General features: G+C 45.4%; 14 protein-coding genes. 5 read left to right on the forward strand and 9 right to left on the reverse strand.

Features of this window, described 5'->3' with window-relative positions; genetic code table 11:
• Positions 1-123 precede the first annotated feature (123 nt).
• Both J2736_RS21905 and J2736_RS21910 read left to right on the forward strand, forming a co-directional pair.
• Positions 124-402, forward strand: a complete 279-nt coding sequence (locus tag J2736_RS21905) for a hypothetical protein (RefSeq protein WP_310500726.1) — start codon at positions 124-126, stop codon at positions 400-402.
• 318 nt (positions 403-720) lie between these two features.
• Positions 721-2,484: a glycoside hydrolase family 2 protein gene (locus J2736_RS21910; RefSeq protein ID WP_310500727.1), complete on the forward strand. Its 1,764-nt coding sequence runs from the start codon at positions 721-723 to the stop codon at positions 2,482-2,484.
• Positions 2,485-2,547: 63 nt separating this feature from the next.
• Here J2736_RS21910 and J2736_RS21915 read toward each other — a convergent pair whose 3' ends face one another.
• From J2736_RS21915 to J2736_RS21950, 8 genes are all read right to left on the reverse strand, one after another.
• Positions 2,548-4,233, reverse strand: a complete 1,686-nt coding sequence (locus J2736_RS21915; RefSeq protein WP_310500728.1) for a DUF11 domain-containing protein — start codon at positions 4,231-4,233, stop codon at positions 2,548-2,550.
• Positions 4,230-10,949: a hypothetical protein gene (locus tag J2736_RS21920; protein ID WP_310500729.1), complete on the reverse strand. Its 6,720-nt coding sequence runs from the start codon at positions 10,947-10,949 to the stop codon at positions 4,230-4,232. Before J2736_RS21920 ends, J2736_RS21915 begins: the two co-directional genes overlap by 4 nt.
• A gap of 126 nt (positions 10,950-11,075) precedes the next feature.
• Entirely contained in the window at positions 11,076-11,849 is a 774-nt protein-coding gene (locus J2736_RS21925) for a class I SAM-dependent methyltransferase (RefSeq protein WP_310500730.1), read from the reverse strand.
• A 168-nt stretch (positions 11,850-12,017) separates the two neighbouring features.
• Complete coding sequence (locus J2736_RS21930) at positions 12,018-12,893, reverse strand: carbohydrate ABC transporter permease (protein ID WP_310500731.1); 876 nt, start codon at positions 12,891-12,893, stop codon at positions 12,018-12,020.
• A gap of 15 nt (positions 12,894-12,908) precedes the next feature.
• Positions 12,909-13,838, reverse strand: coding sequence for an ABC transporter permease (locus J2736_RS21935; RefSeq protein WP_310500732.1), 930 nt, complete (start codon positions 13,836-13,838; stop codon positions 12,909-12,911).
• 75 nt (positions 13,839-13,913) lie between these two features.
• On the reverse strand, positions 13,914-15,578 hold the full coding sequence (locus tag J2736_RS21940; RefSeq protein ID WP_310500733.1) for a type 2 periplasmic-binding domain-containing protein: 1,665 nt from the start codon (positions 15,576-15,578) through the stop codon (positions 13,914-13,916).
• Positions 15,579-15,929: 351 nt separating this feature from the next.
• Positions 15,930-18,299: a helix-turn-helix domain-containing protein gene (locus J2736_RS21945; protein WP_310500734.1), complete on the reverse strand. Its 2,370-nt coding sequence runs from the start codon at positions 18,297-18,299 to the stop codon at positions 15,930-15,932.
• Between the two features lie 126 nt (positions 18,300-18,425).
• Positions 18,426-19,685 (reverse strand): MFS transporter, encoded by a 1,260-nt coding sequence (locus J2736_RS21950; protein ID WP_310500735.1) that lies wholly within the window; start codon positions 19,683-19,685, stop codon positions 18,426-18,428.
• Positions 19,686-19,842: 157 nt separating this feature from the next.
• Between J2736_RS21950 and J2736_RS21955 the strand changes: the two genes are divergently transcribed.
• The 3 genes from J2736_RS21955 to J2736_RS21965 all read left to right on the forward strand — a co-directional run bounded on the left by J2736_RS21955 (position 19,843) and on the right by J2736_RS21965 (position 21,313).
• Positions 19,843-20,079 (forward strand): cold-inducible protein YdjO-related protein, encoded by a 237-nt coding sequence (locus tag J2736_RS21955; RefSeq protein WP_310500736.1) that lies wholly within the window; start codon positions 19,843-19,845, stop codon positions 20,077-20,079.
• A gap of 147 nt (positions 20,080-20,226) precedes the next feature.
• Entirely contained in the window at positions 20,227-20,670 is a 444-nt protein-coding gene (locus J2736_RS21960; protein WP_310500737.1) for a DUF2663 family protein, read from the forward strand.
• Between the two features lie 34 nt (positions 20,671-20,704).
• Positions 20,705-21,313, forward strand: a complete 609-nt coding sequence (locus J2736_RS21965; RefSeq protein WP_310500738.1) for a carbohydrate-binding family 9-like protein — start codon at positions 20,705-20,707, stop codon at positions 21,311-21,313.
• Between the two features lie 316 nt (positions 21,314-21,629).
• Here J2736_RS21965 and J2736_RS21970 read toward each other — a convergent pair whose 3' ends face one another.
• On the reverse strand, positions 21,630-22,832 hold the full coding sequence (locus J2736_RS21970) for an ornithine--oxo-acid transaminase (RefSeq protein WP_310500739.1): 1,203 nt from the start codon (positions 22,830-22,832) through the stop codon (positions 21,630-21,632).
• Between the last annotated feature and the right edge of the window lie 145 nt (positions 22,833-22,977).

Here is a 22,977-nt window from a genome sequence, read left to right on the forward strand (position 1 = left end):
CTTATAATAAAAGACGACCCCCTTTTAAAATATAAACCTTTAGACCCGCGGCCCGTTGCTGTGGGTCTCTTTTTGTTCACTTATGGTACAATAGGCGATATAACCAGATTAGGAGTGAGAAGAATGACTGCACCCATGAATGAGCAGGAGCTGTTACAATTGATTATCAGCAAGACGAAGGCCGACCCGAAGCAAGTTGAGCTTGTACTTAAACATGAGAAAGCGTATATCACCAAAGCCGAGCAAGGCTCCAAAGGCCCTGTAGACATTGATAGTGATGATTTGATCGATCATATTCTGAGCCGGCCTGATGTGAAGCTGAGTGAGCTTGCGGTGGATACTATCTTGGAAGCTGAGATGGAATACTTGATGAAGAATGGCATGGCCGGTTATATTGACTAGTTTATGTTCTAAGGACCCTCACATGGAGAATATCTGTGTGGGGGTCTTTTACATATAACTACGAAAACGCGGCGCTGAGACGTCATTAATTGCAGTCTCGGAGCCGCATCAGCACCAAGTTCACTCTGAGACGTCGAAAGTAGCAGTCTCAGTGAATTAAGTCTAAACGACGAGTCATAAGGTCTTCATTAGTGTAACCTATAAGTTAATTGAATAACATGTATTGACTTTATATTCGTGCGATTGCATAATGAAATCAGGAATTATTACGTTATTTAATTAACTTATAAATTATCTAATTGGAGGTTTTCCATCACAATGAGCAATCAACCAAGAGCTGAATATCCTAGACCACAATTTGTACGAGATAGTTGGATCAATTTGAACGGTGAGTGGGAATTCGAATTCGATGATGAATCTATAGGATCCAAACAGAAATGGCACCAAGGCGAGAAGGCATTTTCACAGAAGATCCAAGTGCCCTTTGCTTTTCAAAGTCAATTAAGCGGCATTGGCAATAATGAATTCCACGATGTCGTCTGGTACCGCCGCGAGCTGGAGATTCCTAAGGAATTTGCGAATAAGCGAATTCTACTTCATTTTGGAGCCGTCGATTACCTAGCATCGGTCTGGGTGAATGGCATCCTGGTAGCAACGCACGAAGGAGGTCACACGCCTTTCCACGCGGACATTACAGATGCTCTTCTTGACGGGAGCAATAAGCTCGTTGTAAAAGCTGTAGACTTCAGTAAAGATGTGACACTGCCAAGAGGGAAGCAATATTGGAAAGCGGATTCCGCAAGCATTTTCTATACAAGAACTACAGGTATTTGGCAAACGGTGTGGATGGAAGCGGTCTCTGCAGATGCTCACTTAGCGAAGGTGAAGATGACGCCGGATATCGATGCGAAGCAGATTGAAATTAGCTATGACATCGAAGGTATCGACGCACATGCCACGTCTACGTATCAATTGAAGGTTGATATTTCGTTTAAAGGCGAGATCGTATCGAAAGATGTTTATGGCATTCGAAGCGGAACTGGCGCACGGAAAGTGCGGTTGAATGACTTCAATGATCATGGACTTGGCGGTTGGTGGACACCGGAGAAGCCGAACCTATACGATGTTAATTTTACATTGCTAATCGATAATGAGGTTGTGGATGTTGTCAGCAGCTACTTCGGTATGCGCAAGGTTTCCATTGAAGATGGCAAGTTGTGCTTGAATAATCGTCCTTATTTCTTGAAAATGGTGCTGGATCAAGGCTACTTCCCCGATGGGAATTTGACGCCGCCGAGCGATGATGCGATCAAACAAGATGTCGAGCTTACTAAAGCAATGGGCTTCAATGGGGCTCGTAAGCATCAGAAGTTGGAGGATCCAAGATTCTTGTACTGGTGCGATGTACTGGGGCTCGTTGTGTGGAGTGAAGCCGCGAATGCATACGAGTACACGGATAAGTATGTAGGGCAATTTACGAAAGAATGGATTGCCTCAATGGAGCGGGATTATAATCATCCGTCAATTATTGCTTGGGTACCGCTTAATGAAAGCTGGGGTGTCCCGAACATTCAAATTGATAAACTGCAGCAGCAGCACGCTTTGACGATGTATCATTTGAGCAAATCGCTGGATCCAATGCGTCCTGTCATTTCGAATGATGGATGGGAGCTTGTCACAACTGACATATTCGCGATTCATGATTATGAGTGGCGGGAAGAAGTGTTGAGCGAGCGATACAGTTCCAAGGAAAAAGCGGTTCATGCAATGCCTGCCAATCGACGTCTTTTTGTGGAAGGGTTCCCTTATCAAGGTCAGCCGATCCTGGTTACCGAATTTGGCGGAATTGCGTACAAGAAGAGTGAATGGGAAGGCTGGGGCTACTCCGGGGCAGATAATGACGAGGATTATGAGCAAAAGCTGCGCGCAGTCATTCGTCCACTCCTGAACTCCGGCGTTGTACAAGGTTATTGCTATACGCAATTGACGGATGTCGAGCAGGAAATTAATGGATTGCTCACTTATGATCGCAAGCCGAAAATCCCTGTTGAAATCATCAAAGCGATTAATGATCGTAACTAATTTAGAAGCCGAGGCTATGGCAGCCTCGGCTTCTTTTTTGGTGATGATGAGAGATTCAACTTGCTACTCCTCGGCATGATCAATACGTATCACGATAACGTTGGAAAGTACGGTACCTTTATGAATGGGGTCATTCACTTGGTATTCGAATGTTGAAGGGACTTGAAGCGTGAGACGTCTCACATTGGTATGGTGGACGATAGAGGCATCATAGGTGATTTCAATGCTCGAACGCGGCGGTAAATTGCCAAGTAGCAGTGGCTGTTTGACATTAACGTCTTGGATGACAACACCATCGATCCGTAGAGATCCCGGAATAAATGTATTTAACGGAGAAATCCAGTCGGTCAGACTCACCTGATTTGCAGCTAAATTGCCAGTGTTGGCAATAAGAATGTGGTAATGGATCGTCGTACCAGGCTCTGCCTGACGTGGATTAGCTGACAGAAGAATATCCATGATAGGCAGTAAGAGTTCAACCGTAACGAGATTGGATAACATCATATTCGAGACGATACGACCATCTGGCAGTTGATAAGTAAATAAAACATGAGCTTGGCTAGTAAGTAACTTCTGATTCAAGGAAATGGCGAACGAGTTGACCGTGACTTGGAATTTCACAAGAAATGACGTATTCGGCTGCAACGTACCAAGCAGTATGATGCTAGGGAGAACAGTCTGACTATAGGGAACGCCATCTACGGTTAAACTTCCTACGACATAGAAGCTGCCTTCGGGAATGAAATCGGAAAGTCGGACCTCGGTGGTAATATTGCCATGATTGGCAATTGTAATGGAATAAGTCAATGTATCACCAAGGGTAGCTTTAGGTTCAAGCACAGATTCAACCACGGTTAGAGCAGGATCATAAACGTGGATCGATATCGAATTCGAAACGATTTTTCCTTTGCAATCCTCGAAGGTATACGTTAGAACGGCAGAGTTTACGATGCAATGCGATGCGGGCACATGCACAATGGTGACTTGAAACTGAAGACAAACTTCCGAATGCGCAGGGATATCTCCAAGCTTGATACCCATATTAGGATTTGCGGCAGGGTAGCTAACCCCATCGATCTTAACACTTCCTGGTACAAAGGCAACACCTGCAGGCAATTCATCCTTGAAGAAGGGGTGATGGATCGGACAGTCTTCGTCATTCTTGATCGTAAAGTAAAAGGTGACCGTGTCCCCAACATACGTAGATGTTGTACTTGCTTGTTTGGTGAATTTTAGTTTGGTTTCTTTAAACGGAATGATAATCGTGTTGGACTTAGAGCTGCCCGAAACATCTCTGCCGCCAGGTGTATGGAAGTAATAGACGGTAGTTGCTTGATTCTTTAGTTGTCGATTGTCAGGTATTTCTAAGACGATAACTTGAAAGGTAACTTCAATGGTTTGGCATACCTGCATAGTACCTAGGGGTATACCATGGTCAGGTCTTGCCATAGGCAACGGAATATTATCAACAATTACGCTGTTTGGAATAAAGGCGGTGCCTTCAGGCATGTTGTCAAAAAGGGTAACTTGTGCATCCAAGTTACCCTTATTGGCGATCGACAAGGTGTAGGTGATGATCTGGCCGAGAACGGCCAGATGTGTGTTTGCTTTTTTGAGTACAGTAATAATCGGACCAACCACAGGCGTATCTACGATATTCGAGTAAGAATGGCTGGTGGAGGTGCCTGAACTGAATCTTACGACAGATTGATTGATCAGGTGATTCGAGGAGTGGGAGTCGGCCGTCATACGACCGTCACCTCGAATGTAACCGTGACTGAACCACCGGCAGGAATAGAACCGATTGGTACACCTGTGCTCGGATTAAGAGCAGGTTTGGAAACTCCGCCTACGATGACACTTCCCACGATGAAGCTGGTTCCAGTTGGGATCGGATCGGTCAGCACGACGTTATTAACGGTTTCAATTCCATTATTCGAGACCACGATGGTGTATAGAATGGTATCGCCAACAATCGCATCAATGGCATCCGTGCTTTTTACAACTTTAACGTTAGGCGCTGAAACTGGGATGACCAAAATATTGGATTGAACAGAACCGTTTAATAGACGGCCATCTGGCGGTGAGAACGTATAGTTCGCCGTAGCTTGGTTGGAAAGCAACTGCGGAGATGGCAGTGCGTCTACGGTTACTTCTAGTGTGATTAAGACATCGACAGAATCACCCGGAGCAATCGCTCCAGCATTAATACCAGTTGATGGATTCACGCCTGGCTGAGAAACGCCATCGATAATTACGCTGTTCGGAACAAAAGCTGTACCTGCTGGGATGGAGTCAAAGACCGTTGCATCCGCAGATAGATTTCCGGAATTCGTCAGTGTTAAGGAGTAAATAATCGTATCCCCAACTGTTGCATTCGTTGTATTCGCACCCTTGAGCACAGAAAGTATCGGCTGATATACAGGGACAATGACCGTGTTGGAGAAGGCAGACGCTGAGAAAGCACCCGTTGTAAAGGTGACTGACGATTGATTGCTAAGCTGCTGGGATGTAGGCAATGCCGTAACCGTGACATTGAAAGCGACGGTAACCTGGCTTCCTGCGGGAATCGAACCGAGTGAAATACCATTCGTCGGATTCGCATTCGGTGCCGTTACCCCATTAATTTTGACGCTGCCAGTTACGAAGCTTGTGGAGGCTGGAAGCGGATCAAAGAATTGGACGTTATTCACGGTAGTAATCCCACTATTCGTGATAATAACTTCATAAGGAACAATATCGCCAACAACGGCATCCGTTGCTGTAGATGATTTAGATAACTGCACATTAGGTGCCGAGACAGGGATACTCACTGTATTAGAATTGATGGAGCCAGTGATAATACGCCCGTCAGGCGGACTGAATGTATAGTTAGCTGTTGCTGTATTAACTAATGTTTGCGGAGTTGGTAAGGATACAATTAAAACACCGAAGGTAACGATGTCAGTTGCACCAGGCTGTGAAGTGAATGGTATGCCCGCTGTAGGGTCAGCTCCAGGCTGTGTAATTCCGTTAAGTACAACGCTGTTTTGTTGGAATGTCGTACCGCTTGGAATGTTGTCAATGAGAGATACGGAAGCTGGGTAATTCCCCGAGTTTTTGACATTAATCGTGTAAATAATCAAATCGCCAATCGTTGCATTGGTTGAATTAGAGCTTTTGACGGCGGATAGAATTGGTTGATAGACCGGCGTCGTAATGGTGTTGGAGAAGGTGACCGCTGAGAAGGCGCCGGAAGTAAAGCTAACAGAACCGTAGTTATTTAATTGAGCAGGGTCTGGCAAGGATGTGACTCTAACATCGAAGGTAATCGTAACGGTCGCACCTACTGCAATGGTACCAAGTGCAATACCTGATACTGGATTCGGTGGAACAGGAGGCGTTGGAGCGCCAGTAATGATGACACTGCCCGGAATGAAGGCTTCTCCGGAAGGCAACGGGTCAGAGAATACGACATTATTAATAGGAGCAATACCATTGTTCATAATGACGAATTTATAAGGAATAATATCGTTCACGACAGCGTCAGTAACGGTTGTACTTTTGGCAATGCTAACGTCAGGTGATGATACCGAGATGGTAACCGTGTTGGAACTCACGCTGCGATTGAATGTACGACCATCAGGAAGTGTAAAGGAATAGGCAGCTGTAGCTGTGTTCGTTAAGATCTGCGGGTTAGGCAACGAATCGATAATGACGGAAAAGGTAACCGGCACCGTCGTATTAGGATCAAGTGTGCCAATGGAAAAGCCTGTCGCCGGATCGGCCCCTGGCCAAGGTACGTTGTTTACAAAGACGCTGTTTGGTAGGAATGTCGTATTGGATGGAATGGTGTCCGAAATGTTAACGGCAGTGGGATAATTCCCTGTGTTGGAGACGTTCAGCGTGTAGACAATGGTATCGCCAACAGTGGCATTCGTGCTGTTCGCGCTTTTGAGCACATTAACGACAGGTTGATAAATAGGTGTAATAACCGTATTGGAATTAGTTGTGCTAGACAGTGCGCCAGAAGTGAAGCTGACGGATGCAAAATTATGAAATTCCGCTGGGCTAGGCACCGAAGTAACGAGTACTTGGAAAGAAACAGTAACCGATGCGCCGACGGCAATTGTACCTATGCTAACACCTGTGGCAGGATTTGGAGGAACGACAGGTGTTGGAGCACCTGTGATGACGACAGAGCCAGGAACGAAGGTTCCGCCGGTCGGAATTTGATCTGAAAAGGAAACATTCGTAATGGCTGTAATCCCGTTATTCGTGATGACGGTACTATACGTAATCGTATCCCCAACCGTGAGTGCTGTAGATGATGTGGTTTTATTAACCGCCACATTAGGCGAAGAAACAGGGAACGAAACGGTATTGGATGTCGCTGTGCGTGTTATGGTACGCCCATCTGGCGGGAAGAAGGTATATGTAGCCGTTCCGGTATTGCTGATGACTTGTGGGCTAGGTAAGGTGTTGATGAGTACCGAGAAGGATACCGTTTTGGAGCTGCCTGCTGCAATCGTGCCGGCGTTAATACCTGTGATCGGATCAGCCCCTGGCTGAGGCGTACCATCAACGATAGCACTATTTAGAACGAAAGAAGTTCCTGCTGGAATGGTATCGGTCACAATCACATTCGCTTCTAGATTGCCTGTATTTGTTACCAGAATACTATAGAGTACGGTATCACCAACAGTGGCATTCGATGTATTGGCCGTTTTCAGCAACGTCAGATCCGCTTGTGTGACAGGTGTGACGACATTATTGGAAGAGGAGGAGCCTGAGAACGTACCAGATGTAAAGCTGACATTAGATTGGTTAATGATTTGTGGCGTTGGCATTGTGATTTTCACCTCAAATGTCACGGTTACCGGCGTATTGGGAGCCAGTGTTCCGATTGGAATACCGGTGGACGGATTCGTGTTTGGCGATGGTACGCCATTTACGAGGACGCTTCCGGGAATGAATGAAGTGCTGACATCGGCAATGCTGGTCATAATCACATTGTTGACGTTCGCAACACCTTGGTTGGTGATCACAACTGTGTAGATAACTGTGTCACCCTGAACCGCTGAACTTACATTGACAGTTTCCGTCACCACGACATTAGGGGCAGATACGGGAATCGTTACCGTATTGGAACTGCCAGATCCAGAGAGTGAACGGCCATCTGTGAGCGTAAATGTGTAGCTAGTTGTACCTTGGTCAACTAATTGCTGCGGGTTCGGCAGCGATTCTACTGCCACTGAAAATACGACAGACTTAACTCCACCCACAGGAATGGTACCAATGGGGATGCCGCTTATGGGATCAACGCCAGGTAATGGTGCATTATCGACAATAACGCTGTTCACAAGAAACGAACTGCCTGCAGGAATATTATCAAAAAGCGTCGCATTGGCCGCTATACTTCCCGTGTTGCGCACTTCAATCGTGTACGCAACGATGTCACCAATAACCGCTAAGGATTGACTAGCGCTTTTGGTAAGGGAAATGATGGGCTGTTCGATGAAGGTAATGACGCTGTTCGAAAAAGTTGACCCAGAAAAAGCGCCAGATGTGAAGCTGATACTTGCGTTGTTCGGGACTTGTGGCGGATTAGGAAGTGATGTTACGGTTGCCCGAAATACAACGTGAGTTGTGACGCTTGGATTTATAGAACCTAGTGTGTATCCCGTTGTAGGATTGGCGGTAGGCTTCGGAACGCCATCGACGATCACACTGCCAGGCAGGAAGGTAACCCCGCTTGCAAGCGCATCATTAATAACCACATTCATAACCTGAACAACACTATTGTTAAGAATATCTAGTGAGTAAATAAGAACATCACCAAAGGCAGCATAGGTCAGGTTGACGGATTTCGTCACTAAAACATTCGGTGCCGAGGCTGGGATGTCAGTTGTGTTGGACGTTGCACTTCCCGGCAATACACGCCCATCAGGCGGTTGATACGTGTAATTGACGGTGCCGGAGTTCGTCAGTCGTGGTGGTGATGGTAAGCTTTGCAAAACAACTTGGAAGGTAATCGTCGTCGTGCCCCCTGGTGCAAGAGAACCTGCCGCAATGCCAGTAGCAGGATTGGAACCAGGGCTGGAAACGCCATTTATCGTAACACTGCCTGCCACAAACGAAGATGATGGGGATATCGCATCTACGATCGTTGGTTGAACAGCGATATTACCTTGATTGCTAACGATAAGTGTATAGGTCAGGGTATCGCCAACTGTGGCGTTCGTGCTGTTGACACTTTTGGCAATCGAAACGATGGGTTGGAAAACCGGTGTTGTAATGGTATTGCTTAACGATGTCCCATTAAAGGTACCAGATGAATACGAGACGCCAGCCTGATTCGCTAATTGTCCTGAAGGCGGTAGGGAGACGACATTGACCTGAAAGCTAACGGTGACAGAACTGCCTGCGGCAATGGAGCCAACACCAATACCTCCGTCAGGAACGGCGCTTGGTTTGGAAACTCCGCCAACAAGTACACTTCCTGGTACGAATACAGTGCCAGCGGGTATCGTATCGGTTAGAACAACATTTGTAACGCTCTCTACACCTGAATTTGTAATAACTGTGTTGTATGTAAAGGTGTCTCCAACGACGGCGTCGATAACGGGTGTGCTTTTGACAGCTCCCACGCTCGGTAATCGAACAGGAATCGTGAGCGTGTTGGATTCTGCCGCACCTGAAATGGTTCGGCCATCTGGTGGTTGAAAAGTATATGTACTATTTGCTTTATTAATAATTTGCGATGGCGAAGGCAGTACGAGAATCAGAATGTCGAAGGTAACGGTTGATGTGCCGCCAGCGGCGACAGTCCCGATGTTGACACCTGTCACGGGATTCGCACCAGGGACAGTGACACCATTGACCTTAAAGCTATTAGGTACATAAGAAGTACCTTGAGGAATGTTATCGGTGATGGTAACATTCGCCCCGATATTCCCGGTATTGGCGACTTGCAGTGTATACGTGACTGTACTTCCCACCGAACCATTGGCTGTGTTAGCCGACTTTACGATGCCAATCTTCGGTGCGTAAATGGGCGTTGTCACCGTGTTCGAAGGAATGACACCCGTAATGACATTACCTCCAGCGACACTCTGGAACGTAAAAGCGGCATTCGCCATATTCCCAATTTGGGACGGAGTTGGGATACTTGTGATCGTCGCTTTGTACGTAACGATGATGGAGGAACCGAAAGCAAGTGAGCCAAGAGGTGCACCGGAAGTAATATCATAGGTGGGTCTAGCAACACCAGCTACCGTGACACTGCCAGGAACGAATGTTGAGCCGGTTGGGAGCGCATCAGATAACACGATGCTGGCAGCGCTGGCTGTTCCCGTATTGCTGGTTGTGACTGTGTAGGTAATCGTATCCCCTACCACAGTGCCAGCGACATTGGCGCTTTTGGTGACATTAATTTTGGGAGCGTTGATATCAACCTGAATCCCATTGGCATTCACGACATAGGCATCGCCTGATGTTGTTAATTGCAGTACGGCTGAGGATTGATTGTTAATAAGGCGTGCAGATACATCAATGTTGGTGATATCCCAACCTTGTCGTCCGGCGCTAATATTCGTCCCTGGCGCTCCATTGATCTGATTGGATGAGCCAAAAGTTCCTGTGGTGTTCAGGTTCCCTGCGTCATTATTGATCTGAGAAGCGAAGAAGTTATTCGCAAAGTTGTTGGGTCCAGATAATGCAACTAATGAACCGGTTGTAGGACCGAATAACGCTTGATCCCCTGTTCGGTTGGCATCTCCTTCCTGGCCGCTAAATAATGCTCTGCCGCCTAGAGCACCCGTTACTGGTGTAGCAAATCCGGTGATCGTAGTATTGACGGGCGGAGATGTTGATTGGACAAGGACAGCGCCAACACGCAGTGACATATTCCTGAAAGGCAAACTGGTGTTCTGGTAAATGACAGCGAGCGTCCAGCCAGCATGGTTGGCGGTGGAATCACCAGGAATAACGATGGTTCCAACCACATTTCCAGTTGTATACGTTCCTGCCATTCCTTGTTGAATGAGCGTCGTGACGTTAGCGGATCTGACATATCCCAGTGCTCCGCCACCTAAGTCGAATTCATTTTTGGTTGCGTTGTCTGGCGTAATGCTGCTGGTCCCTGCAGGCGTGGTAAAGGTGACGGCATTGTTAATAAAAGCTGTTAAGTTAACAGTGCCATTCACATAAGAACCACCCCAGATTAATTCAGCGTATAATACGGTGCTCCCAGCAGGAATGTTAAGGATGGCTGATGAGTTGTTAAGGGTATAGAGACTAGTGGTTCCGTTAGGATAAGTTCCGTATTTGAGCGCTGTATTAGTCGTGGTAAAAGCACCAATACTATCTTGGGTTCCCGGTACACCTTCTGTATTTGAGCGGCTTAGGCCAAGTGTATTTCCGGTGAACGTAATCGCGCCAGTTGCGTTGAGTGTGGCCCTGACGACGAGAGCTATGATCGTCACCCCCTAGTATTTGTACCGTTCATTCTCACAATCGAGTAAACGGTGTGGTGATGGAAAGTAAAATAGGCCGATGGTCTTAAGATATGAGCCGAAAACGAAAAAATGATTAACAGCACATGAAAAATCTTACTTGTGTGTGCCTGTTTTCTTTTTAACGGGCTGAGTTGACTTTTTTGGGGATTTTATCGATTCATTGCTAGAAGTTGGATTGACGGGCGATGCTTTCTTGGATTGGGGGATGGCATCCAAATTTTCGAAGCTTTCCTCGATTTCTGGTGCGCGTTGACGGCGAAGTGAGGGAGTCCAGATGGGTTCGGCATACTTTTGATTGCAAATTCGGTGCCAATCGTCGGTCCGTAATTCCTGTTTGACGACCACGAAATGATACATAATTTCGCTAATTAGATTGGGTTGTACGTATTGTAACATGTCTAATTCATCCTGCTCATACAACGTTGTCGAGTATGGCGGTTCATAGAATAGCTCCATCCGAATAAGTCGGAAATCGAAAGGAGAATGGTGTTCACGGTACTCGGGTACAGGTGGACAAATAGGGCTGCCTGCAGGTTGAAGGAAGGAGTTTGTTAAATAACGAGGGGTATATTCATCAAATTTTTGCTTCAAATACGGATTCGACGTATGGCGAAAATGATGCGCATAGGGCGCAAGAATACAGACAATGGCTTTGTGCCTGCAGATCCGGTAGAGCTCAGACATGACAGTGAATAAATCAGTGACAAAGGGAAGGCTTCGACTAGCCATGACAAACTCCACCGCGTTGTCAGGCAAAGGAATTCCTGCGTTGATATCACATACTAAATCAACACCGGGTAACGCCTCGCGATCGATGCCAAAGAAATTCGAGTGCTTGTGGTGACCGCAGCCAAGATCGATATGCATGGAGGTTCCTCCTTACTCTGTAAAAATGAACTGTCCTATAATGTATGTCCATCGCACTTGGCAGTCTCTGCTTGTGCCTAACGGTGCGAAATATTCATCTTGTCCAACGAAAAAAACGTCGCCTCCCCAGAATCGGAGAAGACGACGTTTCGTAAGTATCGTTCGTGATTACCCTTTAACAGCGCCAATCATGACGCCTTTCACGAAATACTTTTGAACGAACGGATAGAGAATTAGAATCGGTACAGAGGCAACCATGATGGTGGCATACTTGATCGTTTCCCCGATCTGATGTTGATCGGCTTGATTGGCGCCGGTGGACATCATCTCGGTGTTATTTGCGATCAAAATTTCCCGGAGCGTTAGCTGCAGTGGATACAGATCGCGGTCTTTGATGAAGATGGAGGCATAGAACCAGCCGTTCCACTTTTCAACTGCATAATACAAAATCATAACGGCGATAACGGGCATGGAAAGAGGGATGATGATACGGAACAGGATCGTGAAATGATTGGCACCATCCATCTTGGCGGACTCTTCGAGGCTCTCGGGAACCGCCATAAAAGCTGTGCGCATGATGATTAGGTTAAAGGTGTTGACTGCGAAAGGTAAAATGGTTGCCCATAAAGAATCGATTAAGCCAACACCTTTCACAACGAGATAAATCGGAATGAGTCCACCGCTGAAAAACATGGTAAGCACGACGATGAACATAAAGATTTTGTTCCACATTACATTTTTCCGAGAAAGAACGTAGGCCCCTAAAGCGGTGACAATTAAATTGGTTGCAACCCCGAACACAAGAATAAACAGGGTATTGCGGTAGCCTTTGAGAATAGCAGGGTTTTTAAAAACGCTTTTGTACGCTTCCAAACTAAAACCAAGCGGCCTGTACAGGAAACCTTTATGTGTGATGAGTTGTGCACCGTCGCTGATGGAAGAGAAGGTCACGTAGATCATTGGATATAAGGTTACTACAACTAGTAGAAGCAATAAAATATGGTTAATGCTGACGAATATGCGATCCGAAAAGCTGATTTTCATGCTGGCTCCTCCTTACTACCATAAGCTGTTTTCACTAACTCGTTTACTTATTTTGTTGGCTGTAATGAGCAGGACTAAATTGATTACAGAGTTGAACAGGCCAACGGAGGCAGAGAAGCTCCACCCAAATTCCTGTAAACCTTTCCGATAGACGAAGGATGAGATGACATCAGCTGTATCGTAAGTACTAGGGTTGTAGAGCAAAATGATTTTCTCAAATCCGACATTTAGCAAATTGCCCATACGAAGAATAAACATGATGGAAATCGTAGGGAGAATGCCTGGCAAGGTAATATGCCATATCGATTTCAATCGCGTGGCCCCATCCATTTTGGCAGCTTCGTACTGTTCTTGATCGATGCTCATAAGCGCGGCTAGATAAATAATCGATTCCCAGCCAATTTTTTGCCAAATTTCAGATAAAATATATATGGTTCGAAACAGCTCAGGCTTCTGGAGCATCGCTGTATCATTCGCGCCAAAGTAAGTCAGCAGTGTGTTCACTAAACCGCCATTGTTCGTGAAATCTTTGATCATCCCGGCAATGACAACAAGTGAGATAAAGTAAGGCATATAAGTAACCGTTTGCACAAAGCGTTGGAATTTCTTATTGGTCAGCTCGTTAATTAAAATAGCTAAAATAATAGGAGCAGGGAATTCAAAACATAACGAATAGAGAGAAATGATGACCGTATTTTTTAGGATACGCCAGAAGTAATAGCTCGTAAAGAAATCATGAAAGTTCTGAAACCCAATCCATGGACTGCCGAAAACACCTTTGATCGGCGTGTACTCTTTGAAAGCAATTAAGGCTCCATACATCGGCGCATAATGGAAAGTAAAGTAGTAAGCCAGAACGGGAACCATCATGAGGTACAAATATTTATTTAATAGAAAATCGCGTTTAAAGCGAATGGAAAAGCTAGCCTCCGCTGGTTTACGCATAATATCTCTCCCTTCGCCGCAGGAATTAAAGATTTGGAGGGAGGAGCTAGTGCTCCTCGCCCCCCGTGGGACTTCTTATCTTTTGTTGAAACGATCAAGAGAAGCTTTTTTGATTTCAATCGCACGGCTCAATTTCACATTGTTGAATTTCTCAACATATTTGTCGAAGCTGTCTACAGGCTCTGTACCTAAAATAATTTTGAGCGTCATCTCATCCACGAGCGTGTCGAGGTCAGTCATAATTTTAGCAAGCTCTGTACTTTCTTCTGGTGTAGCTGTGATCGGTGGCAATTTGTGCTTATCTACATCGGTTTTGGACCAAGTGGTTACCGCATCACGTTGCGTTTGCAAAGCCAAGTATTGTTCAATGTAACGTTTATCTTGGACAAATGGACCGTTGTAGTTACCGCGGATATAGAGGGACAACGCTTGTGCAGGAGCGAGTTTATCCGGGTTGTTCATTACGAGATCCGTGTACTTCGGATAGTTGTTTTCCATTTTGTAGGAAGTACCTTCTGTTCCGAAGTTGAAGAACATTCCGCCTGCTTGGGAATAGCCATAGTCAAGCATTTTTGCTGCTGTTTCAATATTTTTGGAAGTAGCTGTGATCGCTACAGATCCACCAGGCGCATTTGCAGGGTCTTTTTGACCGTAGAAGGGAACGTCGCCTTTTTTGAGTACAGGGTATGGAGCGCCGATCAGTACGCCCTTAGGATCTTTCGCTGTAATGAGCGGCTGCCATTTACCGATCCCACCGCCGGCATTCTGTACCGTTACACCTGTTGCACCTGAAGCCATGTTGGCATCCAAAGCTTTACCATCAGCCGTTGCAAAGTTCTTATCAATTAATCCTTCTGCATACCATTTGTGCAGCGTAGCGAGATAATCTTTGAAGCCTTTCTCAGCTGGACCAAATTTAATCGCGCCATTGTCAAGGTAGAAATCACGTACGACTCCGAAAGCACCAGCAAAGGCGCCGCCACCAGATTCTTGGAAAGGTCTAGGAGCACTGACGACGGAGAAGGCCGCTGTAGCGCCTTTTTTCTCTTTGAACGCTTTCAGTGTTGTATACCATTCATCAATGGTTTGCGGGACAGGCAGGCCGAGATCATCCAACCAATCTTTCCGTACGATCGGCCCTTGGAAGACGCGCAAATAATCGTCGCCGCGGATGAAAGGGAACACATAGTAACTTCCGTTATCTGTTTTGACTTGTTTATCTACATCAGGATGCTCTTTGAGATATTTCTTCAAATTTGGGGCATATTTATCAATGACATCGTTTAATTTCAAGATATATCCGTCTTTAATTGCTTTTTCAGGACCGCCTGGGAAATCCCCTTGCCAGTTATATTCAATCATGTCTGGCAGATCGCCAGTTGCTAATAAAACGTTCAATGTTTGTTTCCCTTGGTTCGTTGGTGGCGCTGTGAATTTTAGTGGAACACCCGTGACCTTTTGCCAATTTTGGAAAAATGGCGTGTCGGCGTGAGTCGCTTTAACCCCCGTTAAGTTACCAGGCAGCTCTCCCCAATACGTTAACGTTTTGTCTGATTTAAGCGGATACGTTACAGCGCCACCTGCTGCCGCACTGGGTGCTGTCGTCGTCGTTCCCGAAGAGGCGGCTGGACTTGTACTGCCACTTGGTGTGGAAGAATTGGAGGAGCAAGCAACTACTAAGCTTCCCATTAAAGATGTGGCAACTAACATGGTGAACATTTTTTTTCTGTTTGTTTGCATAAAATGACCTCCTGAAATTTTATTCGCCATAAGATCTGGCTTCGAAAAAGGGTGTTGCTTTTTCGCCAAAATGTAAGCTGGCTTGTGAGACGATCGAAACATTTTGCCTCAAATATTAGCTTTGGAAGTCTAGCGGCAAGGTTGCTTGTGCTATGAACTAACTATATGATAGCGCTTACAAATTGAATATCTTGAATACCTCCAATGGCTTCTCGAAAAATCGTGTTATGGTCTACAAAATATCCAATTCCTTCGATAAAAAATACAATTTAAGTGTTTACAACCCATTTATTAGGATGGAAATAGCTATTTGAATGCAAAAGGGGCAGCCCGCAGCCACCCCATCATGCCTTATTTCTCCAGCATTTCTTTATATTTACCTGGTGTAATGCCCTCTACTTTTTTAAATACGCGTATAAAAGCATTAATATCATTAAACCCTACGCCATATGCCGCATCTCCAACGGTTTGCTCGTTCCCTTTTAACAGTTGTTTGGACTTCTCAATCCTCACTTTATTGATTCGATCGAGCAATCCTTCGCCAACATAGTCTTTGAATAGCTTGGATAAATAGGTCGCTTTCCGGTCAAAATGATTGCCAATCATCGTCACATTCAAATTGACATCGGTATAGTTATGTTCAATGTACGTATTGACTTGCTCGACGAGCTGCTGCAGTGCTTTTTGTTTGGTCAACGAGTTCGCATGCAATCGTTTAGCGGAAGTAAAAGCACAGATTTGGGCGAACATGTCACCAAGCAGCAGTTCCATCTCTTGCACCGTTTTGCTGTTCAGCAGACGATCTAACTGCTTTGGATTACGGATGAAGAAGCTTTCCTGGATACCGCCAGTATCATTGATACTTTTCATAATCGTTGTGACGATACCTAGCATGAGACATTTCGTGAGGGAAACGGAGATGCCAGCACCTTCAAAGTTTTTCTGAATAATCTCGCTAAGCAGTTGTCTAGCTTCCATAAGCTCCCCGAATTTCAAAGCATTCAGCAATTGCTGTTCAACCTGCATCGGGTAGTAATAACCAGAAGAATTATCGTAATGTGTATACGTGTGGAGATCGTTATAAGCAAGAATTTCGTTATCGCCCATAACGAGCTTGTAGGTCATCGCGTCGAGTGCTTCCAAGAAAGCTTGCGGTGCAGACCCGATATGCATATAACTGCTGCTGATAGCGATCGTCAGATGGATATCATAGGTGGTTGAAAGGAACGTTTGTGCCTCATCCGCGATACGAATCAGCTCTTCTTTGGAGCTCTCGTTGTCAGCCATCGTCATATTCACTAAACAGGCTAGCGTATCATCGATTTCGGCTGCATAGCCGCGGTGCCGCTGAGCCACTAATTCTTCGACGACATTACTTACAATAAATTGGAGCAGCTTCCGCTTATCGGCTTCTGATGTGTGCGTGATTCGCTCGAAAAAGGCCTCACTCTTATCGATGACAAACAGCATGACAGCAAACTCTTTGCGATCCAGCTTCATATCAAACGTGGTTAGCGCTTCAGCGATGGGAATTTTCCCATCGAGTTTACCCCTAAGCAGCTTTTCTACAAAATGAGATCGCAGGATATGTCGATGCTGTTCCATTTTGCTTTTGAAATCGGCCATTTCGATTAACGTGCTGTCTACCGCTTGTTGAATGAAATGAAATTCATTATAGGTTTTACCAGACTCAAGCACCTGTTTCTTAGAAAAAGCATGAACCAAGCGACGAACAGGATTGTAATTTCGACGTAAGAAAAAGATTGTGAGTATCCCTCCACCTAGTAAACTGATCATCATGCTTAAATAGGTCAGGTTACGAACGTGCGAGGCCTTCTGCCAATAGATTTGGCTCGGTACGATGGAAATATATTTTAATTTGGAACGCGGTGATTGAATATTAAAGACTTCGTATTCTGCACCATCGCTGCTTTTGAAATAAAAATTAGAAGTCTTATCTAAATCCTTATACGGAAAATCAGCAGGCATCGTGCTCGATGAACTTGAAGCGAGTACTTGATTTTGATCATTAAGAATGAGTACATGGCCTTGATTAAATAGTTCCGTATTTTGAATGGCCCCTAGAATACGCGTCTGATCAACCATAATGACGTTGGTGGCGAGCGGTTGATCGTGTTCCACGGGATAAGTACTGACATAAGCAACTGTTTTCCTAAGCACATTATCATCGCCGATGCGGTACATAGGAATAAATCCCTTGAAATTATTGCGTGTCATAATCGATTGCCAGGAGGAGAAAGGGAAATCATCACTCATGTGCAAGGTTTGGTACGCAAATGGAACGGAGCGAGCGGTGGTAGGTAGTATGACAGTCTGGTCTTTGTTTAAATAGATATAAAAAGAGTCAATTAACGGATAGGAGGTTTTGTATAAAGAAAGGCTCTTGGCAATTTGATAAACATCATAAGGAAGATCCTTGGGGAACGTTTCATATTTGTTGGAGTAGAGGAGCTCTTGTATGTTCACATTCCATGTAATTTCGAAATTAAGCTGCTCCATGGCTTTGAACTGGTTGTCCATCACTTCTCGTACTTGTTTTAATAAGGAATCATTCGCTTGTTGAATTTCTTCCTTTAGTGTACGGCTGGATTCTACGTACAATAATAAGCCTACGGCTACTGGCAGTAGAAGGATGACGGCATATGAGATTAACCACGTTAAGACGATGCTCTGTCCATTAAAAATGATTTTATTTCGCATAGGCAGGGCCTCCTAGTATGAGAATTCCATTGAAGAAGGAAGATTCAAGTATGAATGCGCTCTCATTCTATTGTATTTCCTTCCCATCGCCTAAGTCAACGATGGAAAAGTGCAAGTTATGTTGAATTATTCAAGGGTCTTAAATCGTTGTTTCCCAAAGAAGAAATAAAATAAATAGGAAATGACAGAATAGACGACCGCTGTAATACAAAAGGCGTAGGCATAACCGAAATAACTGCCATATCGGAAGACGAGGCCTGTACTAATTGGAGAAGCAATAAACCACCCGAGATTAAAAACAGCTTCCCCTGAACTCGATGCTAATCCGCGAAGTGAGCGATGTACATAACTCATTTTGATTGAATTATAGAAAGGATTCGCCGCATTCATCAGTGCTTGACGGAATAAATAACCACCAGAAGATAAGTAGAAATTTGCCGAGAACGCAGTAAGTAGTAGAAAAGGGATGGAACTTAGCTGCAAATAAACAACTGATTTGACTTCCCCATAACGCTTAGCAATCATCGGTCCAATGAGGAAAGCGACGCCTGTAGCAGCTTGTCCCAATGCCACGACAATCCCAATGGCGGATTTGGACGCTTCAAAGCGATCCTCAAAGTATACGTTCAAATAGGGAACGATCATCCCGCCACCTAGCGAAGAAAGTAAGCCAAGTAAGCAAAAAATGCTAATGACCTGGATCGATGTCTTGTGTTCGCGCCACGTTTGCTTCCAGTTTAACGATTCACGCGCTGGTGTTGCTTCTTCTTGATCGCTTTTCCCAAACATGGACATTGGCAAGACGCCAAGTGCGGCAATGGCGACACCAATTAAAAGGGTATAACGAAGGCTGTGAACCTCATCTACACCAATCATAAATTGAAAGAAATCACACAGCACGCCTCCGAGCGAGATGCCAATGACATTGGCTAGCATAACCAGCGCCATATTGAGACTGAATAAATGCACCCGTTGCTGCGGGGAGGAGTTATTAGCCAAAAATGGTAGAATGGTAGCTGAAACGACTGCTAGCGCCATACCGCCTAAGAAGGCTGAAATCATCATCCCTTCTTCCAATTCAATGAGGGAACGTGCGGTGAGGGCGGCAATTGTAAAAAGAAGTCCGAAGGATATGATACGCTTCGGTCCGAAGCGATCGTTCATAATACCCGCTGGGATCAAAATGATAGCCGCGGCGAGCGCGGTCATGCCTACCAGGCTGCCGACCATGGTTTGCTCGTAACCTAGACTACGAACATATAAGTTGTATACGAGGCCGAACATGCTGATCCCTAAGTTCCAAACAAAATTAAACCAGAAGAACAGCTTAATATTCCGGCTATAGCCTTGCAGTTGCTGCTTCCATTCGCGTAGTAAAGTGGTCATGCGATATTCCTGCCTTTGTATTTTGTGTCTAAATTGCAATCGCTTTGTCTATTCTACCATTGGTAAATAGTTTTGAACACGGGAAAGACTTGATATTCGATCCAATCTGTATAATAATAAGTAGTCTAATCTACGAAGCAGGGAGCACATAATTGAAATGTCTACATCAACGAGTATTGTAACGGAAGAAGAACAGAAGCCAGAAGTTGAACAGATTGAGATTTGGAAATGTAAAGCCACAGAATGTAAAGCTTGGGTTCGCAAAGAATTCGTGACGGAAGCTTTACCGACATGCCCGCTTTGTAAAACACAAATGGTGCGTAGCTACAAACACGTGCCTGTAACATCTAAAAAAGGAAACAAAAAGTTTCTTGTAGGAAAGAAACGCTTCTAAACGAAATTATTGAAGTTATTTCTTCTAAAATAAGAGGTTATGATCAAGAGCATCTTCAGCGAAGCGTGAAGAGTGATGCTCTTGGTCTTTTTTTTTGTAAAGAAAAGGAATAGACAAGCATAGCATGAAATATGAGGGGGAGATGCTGTGCTTGGACCTACGATTAATGTGAGTGATGACACCGAAGTCTTGTTAAAAGAGTTGCAAGAAAGAAAAGTGAAATGGGACAGAATGAAAAAAATGCAGCCCATCCTATCCATCCTAACGGGTGGTATCCTTCTGTTTGTCATCTATTTGTTGTATCGACAAGTCATTGTCCGTTCAGGCGGGAATGCCTTGCTCATCTTGGAGTTGATCATAGCGAATAAATTATTATGCGGCTTGTTGCTCGCTTGTATTTCTTTATTTCTCTACACCTCGAATCGTGCGCGCGAAACAGAGAAGGCGAAGGGGAAGTATGAAGATTTACGTATAGAAGTGATAGAGCGCCTGGATGCCTCTTGGCTCAAAGATGTGAAGTCGGAATCTCGCGATCAAATTTCAAGCTTTCTTTCGAAAGAGTTTGATATTAATATCGTATATAAGACTTGAATCTGGTAAGCGAAGTGAGGTTGAGATAACGAGAATGAAGTATGAGTGTGGTTTTGTGGAAAATGTTCGTCAATGGGATTGGCCCTCGTCCCCGGTAGGTTATCTGCGAGATGTGGTGACCGCGGAAGCTCCGCGGCTAGAAACACGGTTTCGTGCCTGCTGGACGAAGGAAGCGCTGCATATCCGTTATGAATGTCAAGATGATCATATCGTTGCAACGATGACGAGCCGTGACGATTCACTTTACGAGGAAGACGTCGTAGAAGTATTTATTGATCCATTTGGCGGCGGCACGACATATTATGAATTCGAGATCAGCCCGCGAGGCGTCTTATTCGATGCACTCATTCATAACTCATTACAAGGAAAAATAGACGTGGATAGATCATGGACTGCTAACGGATTTCAGGCCAAGGTCACGCCAGGGACGGAGGAAGGCTGGCTCATTTATGAAGCCGAGATACCATTTGCCGACTTGGAAGATGTCGGCGTGCCGGAACCGGGAACGGTTTGGCATTGGAATGTGTTTCGGATCGATGATGATCGTGAAGGCGTCCGTCACTATTCGGCTTGGTCACCTACAGGGAAGGTCAATTTCCATATTTCGCAGCAATTCAAGGAGCTCGTGTTTGTGAAGGAGTAACTACACATATAAGAATTTATATGTTGAAGGGGTAAGCGAAGCTTACCCCTTATTTGGTTTCCATTAAGCATCTCGATATGAGTAGAAAACTGCAAAAATACATCTTTTTTAAGGGAAATAGACCCTTTACCGAAGAATTGCTGCGAAAATACATCCTTTTTTACCGATATTCCATAAAAAGGGGGTATGAGGTGGAAAAAGATGTATTTTCACATCTTTCCTAATAGACCGCGGCTTCTCTAGTGGAAAAAGATGCATTTTCGCATCTTTTTTTAGATTCTGGCTTTCCCAGGACGGAGCAGCCGGTTTTTTCTCGTTATTGAGTTTCCTGCAACACATCATAAAGATGCTGCCAAGCCCAATCCAACTCATCCTTCGTAATGATCAGGGGTGGCGCCAAACGGATGATATGCTCATGTGTTTCCTTGCATAGCAGCCCTTTCTCCTTCAATGCTTCGCAGAATGGGCGTGCCGCAACGGTTAGATCAATGCCGATAAACAAACCGCGGCCGCGAATCTCGGCGATCTGCGGCGATTTGATTTCCTGAAGCCGCTTCAGGAAATAAGCCCCAAGTTCATCCGAACGCTCTGCGAGCTTTTCGGATTCGAGCACCTCAAGAGCGGCGATCCCCACGGCGCAGCCGAGTGGGTTCCCGCCGAACGTCGAGCCATGCGAGCTTGGCTCGAACAGCCCTAGAACCTCCCGATCTCCGGCCACAGCCGAGATCGGGAACACACCGCCGCCTAGGGCTTTGCCCAAGACATACAGGTTCGGCGTGACGCCTTCCCAGTCGCTGGCAAAGCGGCGGCCGGTGCGGCCGAATCCTGTCTGGATTTCGTCCGCAACAAACAATACCCGATTCGCCGTGCACAGCTCATAACATTCGCGCAAGTAGCCCTCTGGTGGAATGACAATCCCAGCTTCGCCTTGAATGGGCTCCACCATAAACCCCGCTGTATGCGGTCCAATTGCATCACGCAGCGCCTCAACATCGCCGTATGGAATGATCCGGAAGCCAGGCGTGAAGGGACCGAAACCTCGTTGATATTCCGGTGAAGAGGAAAATGACGTGATGGTCACAGTTCGACCATGGAAGTTGCCTGCGCATACAATGATCTCAGCTTGATCAGCGGGTATTCCCTTGACATCATAGCCCCAGCGCCGAATGGCTTTAATGGCAGTTTCAACCGCTTCTGCCCCTGTATTCATAGGTAAAATCATGGGTTTACTTGTATATTGGGCTAATTTCTCATAGAACATGCCGAGCGTTTCGCTATGAAAGGCTCTTGAGGTTAGGGTCACCTTTCCTGCTTGTTCCAATAATGCGTTTACGATATGCGGATGGCGATGCCCCTGATTCAAGGCAGAATAAGCGCTCAACATGTCCATATAGCGGCTTCCTTCCGGATCTTCAACCCAGACGCCTTCGGCCTTAGAAATAACTAGCGGGAGTGGATGGTAATTACGTGCACCATATTTCTCTGTTTGTTCAATGATAGAGGAGCTTTGAGTAGCCATGTGAATTCCTCCCTTTCATGAGTTCCTAGCTTCTACAGGTGTACTACATTGTATTCTAGTATTAGCGTAGGATGACATCCTAAGTATATAATTGGTAATGAGGTGAGGCGATTCAAATTAGCCTGACCGTGCATATCCCTGACTT

Origin of the sequence: Paenibacillus qinlingensis, from assembly GCF_031455095.1 — a bacterium.
Taxonomy (GTDB): Bacteria; Bacillota; Bacilli; order Paenibacillales; family NBRC-103111; genus Paenibacillus_E; species Paenibacillus_E qinlingensis_A.

What these genes read in the sequence shown, in the direction of transcription:
- J2736_RS21970 (WP_310500739.1), bottom strand. Translation starts at nt 22,832, where the DNA reads ATGGCTACTCAAAGCTCCTCTATCATTGAACAAACAGAGAAATATGGT.
- J2736_RS21905 (WP_310500726.1), top strand. Translation starts at nt 124, where the DNA reads ATGACTGCACCCATGAATGAGCAGGAGCTGTTACAATTGATTATCAGC.
- J2736_RS21940 (WP_310500733.1), bottom strand. Translation starts at nt 15,578, where the DNA reads ATGCAAACAAACAGAAAAAAAATGTTCACCATGTTAGTTGCCACATCT.
- J2736_RS21955 (WP_310500736.1), top strand. Translation starts at nt 19,843, where the DNA reads ATGTCTACATCAACGAGTATTGTAACGGAAGAAGAACAGAAGCCAGAA.
- J2736_RS21965 (WP_310500738.1), top strand. Translation starts at nt 20,705, where the DNA reads ATGAAGTATGAGTGTGGTTTTGTGGAAAATGTTCGTCAATGGGATTGG.
- J2736_RS21915 (WP_310500728.1), bottom strand. Translation starts at nt 4,233, where the DNA reads ATGACGGCCGACTCCCACTCCTCGAATCACCTGATCAATCAATCTGTC.
- J2736_RS21930 (WP_310500731.1), bottom strand. Translation starts at nt 12,893, where the DNA reads ATGAAAATCAGCTTTTCGGATCGCATATTCGTCAGCATTAACCATATT.
- J2736_RS21935 (WP_310500732.1), bottom strand. Translation starts at nt 13,838, where the DNA reads ATGCGTAAACCAGCGGAGGCTAGCTTTTCCATTCGCTTTAAACGCGAT.
- J2736_RS21950 (WP_310500735.1), bottom strand. Translation starts at nt 19,685, where the DNA reads ATGACCACTTTACTACGCGAATGGAAGCAGCAACTGCAAGGCTATAGC.
- J2736_RS21910 (WP_310500727.1), top strand. Translation starts at nt 721, where the DNA reads ATGAGCAATCAACCAAGAGCTGAATATCCTAGACCACAATTTGTACGA.
- J2736_RS21945 (WP_310500734.1), bottom strand. Translation starts at nt 18,299, where the DNA reads ATGCGAAATAAAATCATTTTTAATGGACAGAGCATCGTCTTAACGTGG.
- J2736_RS21925 (WP_310500730.1), bottom strand. Translation starts at nt 11,849, where the DNA reads ATGCATATCGATCTTGGCTGCGGTCACCACAAGCACTCGAATTTCTTT.